At 71.7% G+C, this 14,981-nt stretch carries 13 protein-coding genes and 2 pseudogenes; 3 read left to right on the plus strand and 12 right to left on the minus strand.

Annotated elements, in window-relative coordinates:
• Nucleotides 1–10: 10 nt before the first annotated feature.
• Nucleotides 11–832 carry a YceI family protein gene (locus ACYVMZ_RS23785; protein ID WP_461082854.1) on the plus strand — a complete coding sequence of 274 codons (822 nt, stop codon included), beginning with the start codon at nucleotides 11–13 and terminating at the stop codon, nucleotides 830–832.
• Here ACYVMZ_RS23785 and ACYVMZ_RS23790 read toward each other — a convergent pair.
• Together ACYVMZ_RS23790 and ACYVMZ_RS23795 are read right to left on the minus strand one after the other, a co-directional pair.
• Nucleotides 815–1,528, minus strand: coding sequence for an ANTAR domain-containing protein (locus tag ACYVMZ_RS23790; protein ID WP_461082856.1), 714 nt, complete (start codon nucleotides 1,526–1,528; stop codon nucleotides 815–817). The genes ACYVMZ_RS23785 and ACYVMZ_RS23790 overlap by 18 nt on opposite strands.
• A 57-nt stretch (nucleotides 1,529–1,585) precedes the next feature.
• Nucleotides 1,586–2,308 carry an ANTAR domain-containing protein gene (locus ACYVMZ_RS23795; protein WP_461082858.1) on the minus strand — a complete coding sequence of 241 codons (723 nt, stop codon included), beginning with the start codon at nucleotides 2,306–2,308 and terminating at the stop codon, nucleotides 1,586–1,588.
• A 218-nt stretch (nucleotides 2,309–2,526) separates the two neighbouring features.
• Between ACYVMZ_RS23795 and ACYVMZ_RS23800 the strand changes: the two genes are divergently transcribed.
• Nucleotides 2,527–2,880 carry an STAS domain-containing protein gene (locus tag ACYVMZ_RS23800; protein ID WP_461082860.1) on the plus strand — a complete coding sequence of 118 codons (354 nt, stop codon included), beginning with the start codon at nucleotides 2,527–2,529 and terminating at the stop codon, nucleotides 2,878–2,880.
• A gap of 9 nt (nucleotides 2,881–2,889) precedes the next feature.
• On the plus strand, nucleotides 2,890–3,360 hold the full coding sequence (locus ACYVMZ_RS23805; RefSeq protein ID WP_461082862.1) for a PPOX class F420-dependent oxidoreductase: 471 nt from the start codon (nucleotides 2,890–2,892) through the stop codon (nucleotides 3,358–3,360).
• Between the two features lie 31 nt (nucleotides 3,361–3,391).
• Here the strand turns inward: ACYVMZ_RS23805 and ACYVMZ_RS23810 are convergent, their stop codons facing one another.
• The 10 genes and pseudogenes from ACYVMZ_RS23810 to ACYVMZ_RS23855 form a co-directional block, all read right to left on the minus strand.
• Nucleotides 3,392–4,159, minus strand: a complete 768-nt coding sequence (locus ACYVMZ_RS23810) for a TetR/AcrR family transcriptional regulator (protein ID WP_461082864.1) — start codon at nucleotides 4,157–4,159, stop codon at nucleotides 3,392–3,394.
• A 166-nt stretch (nucleotides 4,160–4,325) separates the two neighbouring features.
• Nucleotides 4,326–5,888 carry an MFS transporter gene (locus tag ACYVMZ_RS23815; RefSeq protein WP_461082866.1) on the minus strand — a complete coding sequence of 521 codons (1,563 nt, stop codon included), beginning with the start codon at nucleotides 5,886–5,888 and terminating at the stop codon, nucleotides 4,326–4,328.
• A 92-nt stretch (nucleotides 5,889–5,980) separates the two neighbouring features.
• Nucleotides 5,981–8,116: an ArnT family glycosyltransferase gene (locus ACYVMZ_RS23820; RefSeq protein ID WP_461082868.1), complete on the minus strand. Its 2,136-nt coding sequence runs from the start codon at nucleotides 8,114–8,116 to the stop codon at nucleotides 5,981–5,983.
• 2 nt (nucleotides 8,117–8,118) lie between these two features.
• Nucleotides 8,119–9,597, minus strand: coding sequence for a bifunctional glycosyltransferase family 2/GtrA family protein (locus ACYVMZ_RS23825; protein WP_461082870.1), 1,479 nt, complete (start codon nucleotides 9,595–9,597; stop codon nucleotides 8,119–8,121).
• 14 nt (nucleotides 9,598–9,611) lie between these two features.
• Entirely contained in the window at nucleotides 9,612–11,225 is a 1,614-nt protein-coding gene (locus ACYVMZ_RS23830; protein ID WP_461082872.1) for a sensor histidine kinase, read from the minus strand.
• Nucleotides 11,222–11,962 carry a response regulator transcription factor gene (locus tag ACYVMZ_RS23835; RefSeq protein ID WP_461082874.1) on the minus strand — a complete coding sequence of 247 codons (741 nt, stop codon included), beginning with the start codon at nucleotides 11,960–11,962 and terminating at the stop codon, nucleotides 11,222–11,224. Before ACYVMZ_RS23835 ends, ACYVMZ_RS23830 begins: the two co-directional genes overlap by 4 nt.
• Nucleotides 11,963–12,068: 106 nt before the next feature.
• Nucleotides 12,069–12,867: pseudogene (locus ACYVMZ_RS23840) on the minus strand (amidohydrolase family protein).
• Nucleotides 12,868–12,961: 94 nt separating this feature from the next.
• Nucleotides 12,962–13,372, minus strand: a complete 411-nt coding sequence (locus ACYVMZ_RS23845; RefSeq protein WP_461082876.1) for an antibiotic biosynthesis monooxygenase family protein — start codon at nucleotides 13,370–13,372, stop codon at nucleotides 12,962–12,964.
• Between the two features lie 160 nt (nucleotides 13,373–13,532).
• Complete coding sequence (locus ACYVMZ_RS23850; protein WP_461082878.1) at nucleotides 13,533–14,414, minus strand: DUF2797 domain-containing protein; 882 nt, start codon at nucleotides 14,412–14,414, stop codon at nucleotides 13,533–13,535.
• 72 nt (nucleotides 14,415–14,486) lie between these two features.
• A pseudogene (locus ACYVMZ_RS23855) lies at nucleotides 14,487–14,890 on the minus strand (HGxxPAAW family protein).
• Nucleotides 14,891–14,981 lie beyond the last annotated feature (91 nt).

A 14,981-nucleotide genomic window follows, 5' to 3' on the forward strand; every position in this document is an offset into this window, starting at 1 on the left:
GTTACGTGAGATGGGACTGACCGCGAGGATCCGTACCCGGGACGGGTGGGCCGTGTCGCACGCGGTCGTCACGGTGACCGACATGACCGGCACGCAGGTGCTGCGCGCCGAGGCGGACGCGGAGGGGGCCGTACGGGACGCGACACCGCTGGAGCCGGGGGCGTACACCGTCATCGTCACGGCCGTCGGGTACGCGCCCGCCGCCGCGAGTGCGATCGTCACGGCGAGCGGGCGGGCCGAGGTCGGGACGGTGACACTGGCCCGGCAGGGCGGCACCGAGCTGCCGCCGCCGGGGCCGTGGACCATCGACCCGGTGCACTCCAGCGTGGCCGCCGTGGCGCAGCACCTGGGCATCTCCAGCGTGCACGGCCGGTTCACGGAGTTCTCGGGGGCGATCGAGATCGCCCCGGACGATGTCACCAAGTCCCGGGTGGAGGCGGTGATCAGGGCCGCCTCGATCGACACGGGCAACGGCATGCGGGACACTCACCTGCGGTCCGCGGACTTCCTGGACGTGGAGAGGTTTCCCGAGATCACCTACCGCTCCACGGGCCTGACCGCGGCCGGCTCCGAGCGCTGGACCCTGCACGGCGAGCTGGGCATGCACGGGGTCGTCCGGCCGGTCGACCTGGACCTGGCCTACCTCGGCACGGGCCCGGACCCGTGGGGCGGCGTACGGGCCGCCTTCCGGGCCACGACCGAGCTGCGGCGCGAGGACTTCGCGATGCACTACAACCAGGTGCTGCAGGCGGGCATCGCGGCCGTCGGTACGACGCTCAGGGTGGAGCTGGACATCCAGGCCGTGCAGGGCGAGTCACTGCCGGCGGCGTGACGGGGCGTCGGCGCGCTCGGCGACTCTGGCCACCAACTGGCTGCACAGATCCCGTAGTTTGACGTTCTTCTCCTGCGAGACGCGGCGCAGCCGCTCCAGCGCGATGCGGGCGTCGATCCGCTCGCGGGCCATGAGGATGCCGATCGCCTGGTCGATGACGCTGCGGGAGAGCAGGGCGGTGCGCACGTCGGCCGCCGACTGGCGGCGGCGCTCGATGTGCAGGGCCACGTTGATCGCGTCCGTGGCCCGGGCGGCGAAGGTACGGGCCGCGTCCCGGGCCGTGTCCAGCGCGGCGGGCCGCAGGCCGTAGAAGTTGAGCGCGGCGCCCGTCGTCTCGCCGTCGACGTCGAGCGGCAACGCCAGCACGCTGCGGACGCCGGCGGACAGCGCGTACTGCGTGTACGAGGGCCAGCGGGACTCCGCAGCCAGGTCCGGGGCGTACTGCTCGGTGCCGGTCTCGGCGGCCTCGACGCAGGGGCCCGAGCCGTTCTCGTACTGCCTCTGGTCGAGTCCGCTGGGCAGGCCGCTGCTGCCCGCCAGCGTGAGCAGCCGGTCGGCACGGCGCACGGTGATGCTGCACGCGGCGGCGCCGGGCACCTCCTGCACCGCGCGGTCGGTCAGATCGCGCAGCAGGGTGTCGAGACCGCTGCTGCGCACCATCGCCTGGTCCAGCGTGTCGGACGTCTCGGATCTCATGACCGTACGGGTATCCAGTCAACGACTGTTAACGCCCATGATGTAACCCGCTGTCCCTCATGGGGTGTTGTGAGCGTCGACGATCTGGCGGGCGAGCTCGCGCAGCTTGACGTTCTCCCGCTGCGAGGCCCGCACCAGGCTCTCGAAGGCCCCGGCCGCGTCGATGTCCAGGCGCTCCATGAGGATGCCGGTGGCCTGGCCGATCAGGTCCCGGGTGTGCATGGCCTCGGTGAGCTGCTCGCGCTCGGTCGCCGAGTCCAGGGCGATGCTGACGTGCGCGGTGAACAGCCGCCCGATCCGGGTCGCGTGCTCGTCGAAGACGCCCGGCTTGCGGGCGTACGCGGTGAGCACGGTCAGCCGGCGGCGGTCGGCGCGCAGCCGCAGCGACAGCGCCGAGCGCAGGCCCAGACCGGACAGCACGTCCCCGCCGTCGTCGGCCTCGCTGTCCGTTATCCGCACCACCGGGCTGGTCCACAGCCGTTCCCAGTACGGCTGCTGGTCACGGCCGGTGTGCCGGGTCTCGGCGGAGCGTACGACCTCGTCGGTCCAGGCGACCGTACGGCGCTGGTTGCTGCGCTCGATGACGGAGACGCCGGCGTGCTCGGCGCCGGGCATGAGGTCCACCGCCAGCCGGACCGCGGTGCGCAGGGTGCTGTGCGGAGTAGGGGTCTCGTGCAGTTGCCGAGCCGCCACCGTCAGCGCTTCCGCCAGCTCGATGCCAGCCGGAAAACGGGGCAAATCAGAAAACTCGGACGCAGACACCACGAACCTCTTCGGCATGCACGGTCAACGACCGTGCGCAGGAGAGCTCCGCAGCACATTCCCGACTGCGAGCACAGGACGGACAGCACTTTAGCTGCTCGGTTGCGCCGAGGTGACGTCCGTCCGGCGGGGGGCAGGAGGCGCTTTCGCAGCCGCCCCCCGCCGTGGTGGAATGGGCCGACGGGTCAGGAAGCGGCCTTACCGGAATCCGGACGAACGTCTGCCAGGTGAGTGCCGTGACCTTCCTCCCGAATCCCGTCGAGCTACGCGACCAGCCCGGCCGCGTCCTGCTCGCACTGCCCTCCGAGATCGACTTCTGCAACGCCACCGAGCTGCTCACGCTCATCATGTCCGCAGTTCAGAGCCGTGCCGACCGGCTGCAGGTGCTGGTCCTGGACCTCACCGCGACGCACTTCATGGACTCCCAGGGAATCCGCCTCATCAACGACGTACGCCACCGGCTGCCGCCCGGGGCGCGGGTGTCCGTGGTGGCGGAAGCGGAGGGCGTGGCCAGGCGGGTCCTGGAGCTGACCGGACTGCGCCGGGACGTCCCGGTGTACGACAACCTCGCCGAGGCGCTGGCGGCCTAGGCTGGCCCCATGTCACCCAATATCGCGACCAGCACCCGCGTCTCCCTCGACGAGTTGCTGGACTTCGTACGCCCCCGGCACCGCGCGATCCTGCTGACCCGGCGGGCCGACGGCAGCCCGCAGGGGTCGCCGCTGACCTGCGGGGTCGACGACTCGGGCCGGATCGTGGTCTCCACCTACCCGGAGCGGGCCAAGACCCGCAACGCCAAGCGGGACCCGCGGGTCAGCGTGATCGTCCTCAGCGACGACTGGAACGGGCCGTGGGTCCAGATCGACGGCACGGCCGAGGTCATCGACACACCGGACTCCGTGGAACCGCTCGTGGAGTACTACCGGAACATCGCCGGGGTGCACCCCGACTGGGACGAGTACCGCGAGGCGATGGTCAAGCAGGGCAAGTCGATCATCCGGATCACGCCCGAGACGTGGGGGCCGGTGGCCACGGGCGGCTTCCCGGCACGGCTGGTCGAGGAGGGGTAGGCCAGGTGCGGGTCAGCCACGGGCGGGCGGCTCAGCCGCGGGCCACCATCGCCTCGATGCCGGCGACCAGCAGGTCCAGGGCGAACTCGAAGTCGCGCTCCAGCATCTCCGCCACCGTGTCGCCGCCCCGGGCCGCCATGATCTCCTTGGACTCCTGGATGACCTCGGCGGCCTGCGGGGCCTCGCTGACCGTGCTCATGGCGTGCTGGAAGTAGTCGTCCAGGGTCATGCCGGTGGAGGCCACCCGGGCGAAGAGGTGGCCCTCGATGGTGCCGTAGCCGTACACGAACTGGAAGACGGCCGCGATCGCGCTCGTCACACGGTGTGTGGGCAGCCCCGTCCTGCGGAGCACGCGCTGCACCACGCGCGAGAACGACAGGTAGTTGGGGCCGAGGTTGAGGTAGGTGCCGGCCAGCGGCGACAGCCAGGGGTGGCGCACCAGCAGCCCCCGGTACTCCCGGGCCAGCGTGCGCAGTTGGTCGCGCCAGTCCTCGTCGGCGTTCGGGTCGGGCAGCCGCAGTTCGCCCATGGCCGCGTCCATGGCGAGTTCGAGCAGGTCGTCCTTGGTGTCGACGTACCAGTACACGGACATCGCGGTGACACCGAGCTCACCGGCCAGGCGGCGCATGGAGAACTTGGCCAGCCCCTCGGCGTCCAGCAGCCGCACGGTGACCGCGATGATCCGCTCCCGGTCCAGCCCCGACGGCTGCCCTCCGCCGCGTCCGCCCCGGCGCGCCTTGTCCTTCAGCCAGACACTGCCCCCCACCACCCGCTCGGCCCGCTCGGCTGCCTCCGCCATGGCACAACCTTCCTCAGCTTTCCAGTGCCGGTCATGCTAGGCGCCCCTGCAGGGGCGCGGGGGCCCCTGCAGGGGCGCGGGGCCGTGCCGACGTGCGGCTCCGCCGCGTGGGCGCGATCAACCACCAACGACCGGCAGCCGCACGACCAGCGGACCACCCGAGCCATCAGGCGCCCACCGCCCCCGAGTCTGCCCGCTCCGCCCTGCGCAACAACGCAGCCGCGACCAACCCCCCGAGCAACACGGCCAACGCCCCCACCGACTGACTGGTCTCCAACCCGGAGGAGAACGCCTCGGTGATCACCTCCCTCTCCTTAGCCGACCCCGCGGCCGCCAGCGCCGCGGGCAGCGAACTCGCCGCGACGGGAATCAACGCCCCGAACCGCGAGGTGAGCACAGCCCCGAGCACCGCGACACCCAGCCCGTTGCCGAACTCCGCCAGCGTGCCGTTGACCCCGGCACCGACGCCCGCCTTCTCCCGGGGAATGGCGCTCATGATCGCGTGGGCCATGGCCGGGTTGGCGACCGCGCAGCCCACGCCGATCAGCAGCAGCCCCAGCAGCGTGCCGGTGTAACCTCCGGAGGCCAGCGTCGCGATCGACACCAGGCCCGCCGACATCAGCACCATGCCCAGCAGGATCGACACGGGCGCGCCCAGCTTCGCCGTCCACTTCGCCGACAGCCCGGTGAAGTTCAGCGCCACGACCGCCAGGGCCAGCGGAGCGGTCCGCAGTCCCGCCTCCAGGGCGTCGTATCCGAGGACGAACTGCAGATGCTGGGTCAGCAGGAACAGCGCCCCGCCCATGCCGAAGGTGATCAGCACCGCACCGGCGACCGCGCCCGTGAACCGGCGGTTCCTGAAGAAGGACATGTCGAGCATGGGGTACGGGATGCGGCTCTCCCAGTACGCGAAGGCGCCGAGGACCACCACGGCGACACCCGCCGTGAGCAGCACCCGGCCGGACGTCCAGCCGTGCTCGGGACCGGAGATGATCGCGTACACCAGGGACGCCATGCCGATCGTGGAGAGCAGGGCGCCGAGCAGGTCCGGGCGGTCGCCCCGGGGGTTCTTGGACTCGGGGACGAGAGCCGCGACGGCGGCCAGGCCCAGCGCCGCGACCGGCAGGTTGATCAGGAAGATCGCGCCCCACCAGTAGTGGTTCAGGATGAAGCCGCCGATGAGGGGGCCGGTGGCGAATCCGAGCGCGTTGACCGCGCTCCAGATGCCGATCGCCCTGGGCTGCTCCTCGGGCGTGAAGATCTGCATCGCCACGGCGAGTGTGGTGGTCAGCAGCAGGGCGCCGCCCACGCCCATGCCCGCCCGTGCCGCGATCAACTGGCCGGAGGTGTCGGCGAGTCCGGCCACCAGCGAGCCCACGCCGAACAGCACCAGCCCCGCGAGCAGCATCTTCTTGCGGCCGTAGCGGTCGGCGGCGCTGCCCGCGGTGAGCAGCAGACCCGACTGCACCAGCGAGTACGCGTTGATCATCCACTGGATGTCGGAGGTCGCCGCGTCCATCTCGCGGGTGAGCGAGGGGATGGCGACGTTCAGGACGGTGTTGTCGAGCAGCACGGTGAGCTGCGCGAGGCAGATGACACCGAGGATCAGCCAGCGCTGGGGATGGCCGCCCTGGGCCTGCTCCGGGGCCTCGTTCTGGTCTTGGCCCTGGTCCTGCTCCTGGTCCTGGTCCTGGTCCTGGTCCTGCGGAACCTTGGGGGACGTTGTCATGCCGTACACCGTAGAACAGCTCCCATACGCTGTACAACGGAGATACGGGGAAGGGCGGTGGCTTCACGCCACCGCCCCTCGTCGGAGAACCGTCAGCTGCTCGCCTTCTGCGTGAGGTCGTAGAAGGTGGCCGAACCGACGGTGACCTTCTTGAAGTTGGCCTCGATCCACTCGGTGATCCGGGCGGAGGTGCCGTCGCCGCTGCCGCCCGGGCCGCCGCCCGTGCCGCCGGAGGCGATGAAGTAGTGGATCTTTCCTTCGGCCACGTACTTCTTGAACTGGGCCGGCGTGGGGGACGGGTCCGTGCCGTTGAAGCCGCCGATGGCCATCACCGGTTCGCCGGTGGCCAGTTGGTAACTCGCGGCGTTCTGGGAGCCGATGGCCGCGGCGACCCAGGTGTACTGGTCGGCGTCGGTCTCCAGCAGCTGTTTGGCCTCGGAGCCGACGCTGGCGCCGTTGAGCAGGCCGCCCATGCCGCCGGCGCCCCGGCCGCCGTCGCCCATTCCGCCACCGGGGAAGCCGTTGCCCGGCCGGGGCTGGGTGGTGCCGTTGCCGTTCTGCTGGTTTTGCTGGTTCTGCTGGCCCTGCTGGTTCTGGCCACCGCCCGGGAAGCCACCGCCACCGGGACCGCCACCCCCGCCGGGGCCACCGCCGCCCGGGCCCCCGCGACCGCCCGCGACCGCCGGACCGGCCGTGACGATCGAGCCGGTGTGCCCCTCGTTCAGCGTGGTGAGGGTGTACGCCGTCGGACCGGCCAGCGCGGCGACGAAGCCCAACCCGACGACGCCCATGGCCAGATGACCCCCCAGCCTGCCCACGAAGATCAGGCCCAGCGCGGCCACCAGACCGCCGACCAGCACCAGCCACTTCAGCCAGGGCAGGTAGTCGGAGGAGCGGTTGAGCAGGACGTACCCCCACACCGCGGTCGCCGTCATCGCGGCCGCGAGGGTCAGCGACGCCCAGACCCTGCCGCGCTCCTCCCAGAGCACGGCCGCGCCCATGCCGATCAGCGGCGCGATGTAGGGGGCGAGGGCGACCGTGTAGTACTCGTGGAAGATGCCCTGCATGAAGCTGAAGATCACCATGGTGATCAGCAGCGAACCGCCCCAGAGGAGGAAGGCGGCGCGGGCCGTGTCGGTGCGCTTGGCCTTGCGCGTCGTCCAGAGGGCCGCCACCAGCAGGAGCAGCGCGGCCGGGATCAGCCAGGAGATCTGACCGCCGATGTTGGAGCTGAACATCCGGTCCCAGCCGGTCTCGCCCCAGTTGCCGCCGCCGTTGCCACCCCCGCCGCCGACGCTGCCGGTCTCGTTGCCGTTGATGCGGCCGAGGCCGTTGTAGCCGAAGGTCAGCTCCAGGAAGGAGTTGTTCTGCGATCCGCCGATGTACGGGCGTGAGGAAGCCGGCCACAGCTCGACGATCGCGACCCACCAGCCGCCCGCGACGGCCATCGCGAGCCCGGCGAGCAGCACCTGGCCGATGCGCCTGCCCAGGCCGGTCGGCGCGAGGGCCACGTACACCAGCGCGAGCACCGGCAGGATCAGGAAGGCCTGCAGGGTCTTGACCAGGAAGGCGAAGCCGATGGCGACACCGGCCCACACCAGCCACTTCGTCTGCGCCTTCTCCAGGGCGCGCAGCGTGCAGTAGACCGCGGCGGCCATCAGCAGCGCGAGGGCGGCGTCCGGGTTGTTGAAGCGGAACATCAGCGCGGCGACGGGCGTGAGCGCGAACACCGCCATGGTGAGGAACCCGGCCGCGGCGCTGAACCGGCGGCGGACGGCCGCGTACAGCACACCGGCCGTGGCCACCGCCATCAGCACCTGCGGGAACAGGACCGCGAAGGAGTTCAGGCCGAACAGCCGGACCGACAGCGACATCGGCCACAGGGAGCCCGGGGGCTTGTCGACGGTGATGGCGTTGGACGCGTCCAGCGACCCGAAGAAGAACGCCTTCCAGGACTTGCTGCCCGCCTGGACGGCCGCCGAATAGAAGGAGTTGGCATACCCGGAGGCCGTGAGGTTCCAGGTGTACAGCGCGCCGATCACCAGCAGCAGGCCGAGGAAGGCCGGGCGCACCCAGCGGGGATCCTCGGGCCGGCCGCGCCACAGTCTCCGCAGGAAGGGCTGCCCGGGCTCGCCCGACTCGGGGGCGGCGGGCCGCTGCCAGGCCGTGGGGTCGGCCGGGGGACTCGTACTCGCCGGGCGGGTCGTCCGGTCGTGGGAGATGGCCATCGTCAGTCCCTCGGGTCGGTGTCGGCCGGACGCACCGGCTGCAGATGCAGGGTCGCGTCCCTCCTGGTGCGGTCCGCGGCGTCACCGGCGCGGAACTCGGTGGTGTCGTACGGGGCGTACTGGTATGGCGTCGGTCGCCGGTACGCGGTGGGGTAGGTCGGCGAGGACGGGTTGTGCTCGGCCTCGACGGACGACGGCTGCCGGTCGTGGTCGCGCCGGTCGTAGTCGCTTCGGTCGTAGTCGCGTCGGTCGGGGAACACCCACGCCCTGAAGAGCAGGAAGCGCAGCACGGTGGCGGCGAGGTTGGCGGCGATGAGGACCGCCAGTTCCGTGGAGCGCGCCGGGGTGGAGGTTGCCGCGTGCAGGGCGGCGAGCGAGCCGCTGGTCAGGGAGAGACCGATGCCGAAGACGACCAGGCCCTGCGCCTGGTGCCGTACGGCGCCGCCGCGGCCGCGCAACCCGAAGGTGAGCCGCCGGTTGGCGGCGGTGTTGGCGATCGCCGAGACCAGCAGGGCGAGCGCGTTGGCGAACTGCGAGCCGCCGAACTGGCGGAAGCCGGTGTAGAGCAGCAGGTAGAAGAGGGTGGACAGGCCGCCGACCACGCAGAACCCGACCAGCTGCCGGGCCAGCCCCTTGGGAACGTCCTTGAGCTCGCGGTCGCGCGGGTCGTCGCCGAAGGGCCGGGTGAGCCGGTCCAGCGGCAGGGAACCGGTGGCCAGGGCCCTGCCGACCCGCCACACGCCTTTGAGGTCGTCGGTCGCCGTCTGGACGATGTGCACGGTCGAGTCGGGGTCGTCGACCCAGTCGACGGGGACCTCGTGGATACGCAGGCCCGCGCGCTCGGCGAGCACCAGCATCTCCGTGTCGAAGAACCAGCCGGTGTCCTCGACGAGGGGCAGCAGCACGCGTGCCACCTCACGGCGGATCGCCTTGAAGCCGCACTGGGCGTCGGAGAAGCGGGCCTGGAGCGAGCCGCGCAGGACGAGGTTGTACGCCCTGCTGATGAACTCCCGCTTGGGACCGCGTACGACACGGGCGGCGCGGGCGAGCCGGGAGCCGATGGCGAGGTCCGAGTGACCGGAGATCAGCGGGGCCACCAGCGGGAGCAGGGCGTTGAGGTCGGTGGACAGGTCCACGTCCATGTAGGCGAGGACCGGGGCGTCCGAGGCCGACCAGACCGTCCGCAGCGCCCGGCCGCGGCCCTTCTGCTCCAGGCGGACGGAGGTGACCTCCGCGAGCTCCGCCGCCAGCCGCGCGGCCACCTGCGGGGTGGTGTCTGTCGACGCGTTGTCCGCGATCGTGATGCGGAACGCGTAGGGGAACGTGCGCGTGAGGTGCTCGTGCAGTCTGCGGACGCACGGCTGGAGGTCCTTCTCCTCGTTGTAGACGGGGATCACTACGTCCAGGACAGGCGTACCGGCTCCGGCGGCCGGGAGGTGCTCCCGCGCCGGCAGGGTGCCGGGAGAGGAATCGGTTCGCATGGAACCGACCTTCGTCAAGTGTCCTGTCGTGCCCGTGTGGTGACGCTGTGGCGTGCCTGTGAGTGCTGTTGCCGGTTCATGTCCGGCTGCGGCTGCGGCTGGGGCTGCGGGGTGAGCGCGGGCAGGTGCACCGTGAAGACGGTGCGTCCGGGCACGCTGTCGACGGTCACGGCACCGCCGTGCGCGGTCGCCAGGGCCTGCACGATGGCCAGGCCCAGTCCGGTCGAGCCGGTGGCGCGGGTGCGCGCGGAGTCGCCGCGCGCGAACCGTTCGAAGACGTGCGGGAGCAGGTCGGGCGGGATGCCCTGGCCGTCGTCCTCGACGTCCACGCACAGCCACGGGCCGCGCCGCTGCACGCGCGCGGTGACCGTCGTACCCGGTGGGGTGTGGCTGCGGGCGTTGCCGAGCAGGTTGACGAGGACCTGCTGGAGCCGGGCCGCGTCCGCCGGGACGAGCGCGGGCTCGTCGGGCAGGTCGAGGCGCCAGACGTGGTCCTGGCCGGCCGCGCGCGCGTCGCTGACCGTGTCCACGACGATCGGGACGAGGTCGGTCTGCTCGAACTGCAGCGGCCGTCCGGCGTCCAGCCGGGCGAGGAGCAGGAGATCCTCGACGAGCAGGGACATACGTCCGGCCTCGGACTCGATCCGGCCGAGGGCGTGCCGGGTGTCGGGCCCGACCTGTTCGCGTCCCCGTCTGGTGAGTTCGGCGTATCCGCGGATGGAGGCGAGGGGGGTTCTGAGTTCGTGGCTGGCGTCCGCGACGAACTGCCGTACCCGCGTCTCGCTCTGCTGGCGGGCGTGCAGCGCGCCGTGGATGTGGTCCAGCATCCGGTTCAGGGCGGCGCCGACCTGGCCGACCTCGGTGTGCGGGTCGCACTCGGAGTCGGGGACGCGCTCGCTGAGGTTCACCTCGCCGGTGTGCAGGGGGAGTTCGGAGACCCGGGTGGCGGTGGCGGCGACCCTGCGCAGGGGGCGGGTGGCGACGCCGACGAGGACGTGGCCGGCCAGACCGGCGGCGGCCAGGCCGGCGGCGGTGACGCTGATCTCCACCAGGATGAGGGTGTTGATGGTGTTGGTGACCGACTCGGTGGGCAGGGCGACGTAGTAGCTGCCCTCTTCTCCGACGACGTACCGCACCAGGTACTCGCCGAGGCCGGGGATGTCGGCGGTGTGCGTCCCCCTGGTGGGCACCTTGGCGAGGGCGGCCTTCTGCTCGTCGTCGAGGGCGACGGGCAGGTTCTGCTCGAAGGGGCCGTTGTCGGTGGAGGCCTTCTCGGCGATGACCGCCCGGGTGACCGTGCCGTCGGTGCCGGCCTCGGCGGCGATGGTCTTCGGCAGCGTCGGCCCCTTGACGAAGCCGGTGAGCCTGTCCGGCAACTCCGAGTCGATTCCGCCCCTGGGCTTCATGGGCCCCGACAGACGCTTGCCGGCGTCCTCGACCTGCCCGTCCAGCTGCTCGTACAGATGCGACCGCAGGGCGAGCGTGGTCACGGTCCCGATCACCGCGCACACCACGGCGATCAGCACCACGGACGCGACGACGAGCCGGGTCCGCAGCGTGCGCGGCTTGCCCACTCGCGGCTGCCTGCCGGTTTTCCGCTGCGTACGCGACCGTCGTCGCATGCTCATGACGCCGCGGGCTTGATCATGTAGCCGGCGCCGCGCCGGGTGTGGATCATCGGCTCACGTCCGGCGTCGATCTTCCGCCGCAGGTACGAGATGTACAGCTCGACGACGTTGGCCTGGCCGCCGAAGTCGTACGACCACACGCGGTCGAGGATCTGCGCCTTGCTGAGCACGCGCCGCGGGTTGCGCATGAGGAAGCGCAGCAGCTCGAACTCGGTGGCGGTCAGGTGGATGGAGTCGCCGCCCCGGGTGACCTCGTGGCTGTCCTCGTCGAGGGTGAGGTCGCCGACGACCAGCAGCGAGTCGGAGCGCCGGTCGGCGGCGCCGGAGCGGCGGATCAGCCCGCGCAGCCGCGCGACGACCTCTTCGAGGCTGAACGGTTTGGTGACGTAGTCGTCACCGCCGGCGGTCAGCCCGGCGATCCGGTCCTCGACGGCGTCCTTGGCGGTCAGGAAGAGCACGGGCACGTCCGGCAGCTCGCGGCGCAGCCGTCCGAGCACGGTCAGCCCGTCCATGTCCGGCAGCATCATGTCCAGCACGACGGCGTCGGGCCGGAAGTCGCGCGCGGTCTGGACGGCACCCTGTCCGTCCCCCGCGGTGCGGATCTGCCAGCCCTCGTAGCGCAGGGCCATGGACAGCAGCTCGGTGATCGACTGCTCGTCGTCCACCACAAGCACCCGGACCGGGCTCCCGTCCGGCCTCAGCAGTTCGGTGCGCCCCTGGGGCGAGATCGTGGTCATGCTCGCCACGATGTCGGGGCGCTCTGAGAGCGTCCTTTCGAGAACCTGTGATTTGTCTGAGAAACGCACAGGTGCCTCTCAGGGAACTCCTGGGAATGCCCCGGCCTCACAGCCCGAACAGCCGCGCCGCGTTGTCGTGGCACACCCCTCTCAGCCACTCCTCCCCGAGGCCCAGCCGCTCCAGGGCGTGGAGCTGATGGACGTACGGATACGGGATGTTGGGGAAGTCCGAGCCGAGCAGGATCCGCTCGCCGAGCCCGGCCAGCCGGGGCAGGGCCCGCCGGGGGAACGGCATGAGCCTCTCGCTGAAGTCGGTGAACGCCATCGTCGTGTCCAGCCGCACCTCGCCGTACCGCTCGGCCAGGTCGAGGAAGTCCTCGTACTCGGGCATCCCCAGGTGCGCGACGACCAGCCGCAGCCGGGGATGCCGGGCCAGCACCCGGGCGATCGGCTCGGGCCCGGTGTGCTTGCCGGGCGCGGGCCCCGAGCCGCAGTGGATCACCACGGGCGTCCCGGCCTCGGCGAGCAACCCCCAGGCGCTGTCGAGGAGTTCGTCGGCGGGGTCGTACGCCCCCCACCTGCACATGCGCCTTGAAGACCCGCGCACCCGCCTCGACGGCCTCCCGGACGCAGTCCTCGACGCCCGGCTCGGGGAAGAGCGTCGCGGTGTGCAGGCAGTCGGGGGTACGACGGGCGAAGTCGGCCGCCCAGCCGTTCAGCCACCGCGCCATGCCCGGCTTGTGCGGGTAGAGCATCGCCGTGAACGCGCGCACCCCGAACTCCCGCAGCACCGCGACCCGTTCGGCCTCCCCCTCCCGGTACGTGATCGGCCACTCCACCCCGCCGGTCAGCGGTCCGAGCGCGTCGAAGTAGTCCCACACCTTGCGCAGGACACGCTCGGGCATGAAGTGGGTGTGGACGTCGACGAGGCCGGGCAGGCCCAGCCGCTCCTGGAAGCGGCGGACCTCACCCGCCTCCTCGCCCACACCCACGCGCACGTCAGTCACGCCCCCGCTCGTACCCGTGGCTGCGCTCCACCTTGGCGACATGCACCGTGTATCGCTCGTACCACTGCTCGCGCCCCCTCTTCTGCGCCGTACGGTGCTCCGCGTCGCCGCGCCACTCCTCGATCGCGGCGGCGTCCCGGAAGTAGCCGACGGTGATCGACAGCCCGCCCGGCGTCCGCGCGTGGTCCATGCCCAGGAACCCGGGGATCTCGCGGACCAGTTCCTCCATGCGCTCGGCGGTCTCGCCGTAGCCGGCGTCGTCGTCCGTGCGGACGGAGGTGAAGACGACGGCGTAGTAAGGGGGTTCCTGGGCGGGGACGGGTGCGGCGGGGACGGATGTGACCGGATCGGGTGCGGCGGGTGCCGGTGCGGGTGCGGGTGCGGCGGAGCCGACATGGTCCACAGGCCCGACAGGGTCCAGAGGGCCGACAGAGTCCACAGGCCCGACAGGTGCCATACGGTGGTCGCTCATGTCGCCCACGATCGGGCCTGCCGGGACGCCGGGTCCACCCCTTTGCCGAACGGGATCCATGCTGTCTCGGCTTCTTGATATGCGGCCGAGGTCAGAACAACCCGTCCTGCACCCCCGCGACCTCCCCGGCCTCCCTGAACTCCCGCACAGGAACGGCCAGTTCCCCACCCCCGGCCGGAACCAGCTCCCACCCGTTCATCAACCGTGTGTCGAGGACGACGACCCCGCGCCCGGTCGCCAGATGCAGGTCCGGCCCGGCCGCCGCCACCAGCTCCCCGCTCACCACACCCGAGGCGACGAGCTCGGTCACCTCGCCGCGGGCGGTCGGCAGGCCCTCCAGCCCGAACACCCCGACGTGATCCACGGCCCGGAACGGCTCGGGCACCAGCGACTCCGGCCACCCCCCGAGCGTCACCGCCCGCGCATGCAACTCCGCGATCTCCGCCGCCCGCTCGGCCTGCTCCCGGGGCAGCGCGGACCGCACGGCCCGCTTCTCGGCGTACGGAATCCGGTCGGGCACCCGCAGCGCGGCGCGCAACAGCTCCTCGGTCCGCCGCGCGGCCATCAACGGCCCGGCCCCCAGCCAGCTGAAGCAGACCGCCCCCTGCTCCAGCAGCCGAGCCGAGCCCCGCTCGACCGCCGTGATCCCGACCTTGACCATGCCGGGCCCGAACCACGCGAGATACACGTGGTACGGCCGTGGATCGTCCGCGATCGTGTCGGCGGCCACGGAGTGCGCCCTCTCCAGTCGCGCACACTCCTCGCACCGCGCCCCCGTACTCCGCCCCGGCACGCCCGCCCGCACCGGACACGGATGCCCCCGTGCCCCCACACACGTCCGCACGCCCCCTTCCACGACCCCGAAGGCCACCCGTTTCCCCCAGGTCAGCGCACTGCGCCGCCCGCCGTCCCACACCAGCACGGGACCGTCCGCCGACCACCGCAGCCCCGAGCACTTCCACGCCTGTGCCATCTCTGCCGAGAGTAGGACCTGGCACTGACATCAGGGGTCAGCGATGGTCGGGCCGGCGGACAGGGGCTCGGTTCAGCCCACGGAGTCGGCGGCAGCGGCCGGCGCCGGCTCACCCGCCGCAGGAACGGGCACGGACACGGGCCCGGCCACCTCGGCCGTACGCCGCCGCTCCCGCCCCGGCCCGCGCCCCGCCAGCCGGCACCCCAGACACCCGGGGTGCCCGCCCCGCGCACCCGCATCCCGCACCCGCCACCCCCACTGCTCCCTGGGCCGCCGCCCCGGCGGCTTCCCCACCCGGCAAGGTGCAGCATCCAGGTGACCAGCAGACTCACCACTCCGACAGCAGCCCCTGCGGCCAACAGCGGAACGGAGACCAGACACACCCCCGCCCCCAGCAACGCCACCCCCACGGACGCGATCCCGAAACCGGTCCACCCCGCGACCGTGTGCCCGTGGTCATACTGATGTGCGCTCACGTGCCCGCCTCCCCACGCCGACGTCCGGCGAGATCCCTCACCTCGCAAGCAATTTAGCTAAGAAAATTCTCACGAACTAAGGGAACCGCAG

The organism is Streptomyces deserti, assembly GCF_054782695.1.

Excerpts from the sequence above, each read along its gene's own strand:
- ACYVMZ_RS23785 (WP_461082854.1), top strand. The coding sequence starts at position 11 with ATGGGACTGACCGCGAGGATCCGTACCCGGGACGGGTGGGCCGTGTCG.
- ACYVMZ_RS23790 (WP_461082856.1), bottom strand. The coding sequence starts at position 1,528 with ATGAGATCCGAGACGTCCGACACGCTGGACCAGGCGATGGTGCGCAGC.
- ACYVMZ_RS23795 (WP_461082858.1), bottom strand. The coding sequence starts at position 2,308 with ATGCCGAAGAGGTTCGTGGTGTCTGCGTCCGAGTTTTCTGATTTGCCC.
- ACYVMZ_RS23805 (WP_461082862.1), top strand. The coding sequence starts at position 2,890 with ATGTCACCCAATATCGCGACCAGCACCCGCGTCTCCCTCGACGAGTTG.
- ACYVMZ_RS23810 (WP_461082864.1), bottom strand. The coding sequence starts at position 4,159 with ATGGCGGAGGCAGCCGAGCGGGCCGAGCGGGTGGTGGGGGGCAGTGTC.
- ACYVMZ_RS23815 (WP_461082866.1), bottom strand. The coding sequence starts at position 5,888 with ATGACAACGTCCCCCAAGGTTCCGCAGGACCAGGACCAGGACCAGGAC.
- ACYVMZ_RS23820 (WP_461082868.1), bottom strand. The coding sequence starts at position 8,116 with ATGGCCATCTCCCACGACCGGACGACCCGCCCGGCGAGTACGAGTCCC.
- ACYVMZ_RS23825 (WP_461082870.1), bottom strand. The coding sequence starts at position 9,597 with ATGCGAACCGATTCCTCTCCCGGCACCCTGCCGGCGCGGGAGCACCTC.
- ACYVMZ_RS23830 (WP_461082872.1), bottom strand. The coding sequence starts at position 11,225 with ATGAGCATGCGACGACGGTCGCGTACGCAGCGGAAAACCGGCAGGCAG.
- ACYVMZ_RS23835 (WP_461082874.1), bottom strand. The coding sequence starts at position 11,962 with ATGACCACGATCTCGCCCCAGGGGCGCACCGAACTGCTGAGGCCGGAC.
- ACYVMZ_RS23850 (WP_461082878.1), bottom strand. The coding sequence starts at position 14,414 with ATGGCACAGGCGTGGAAGTGCTCGGGGCTGCGGTGGTCGGCGGACGGT.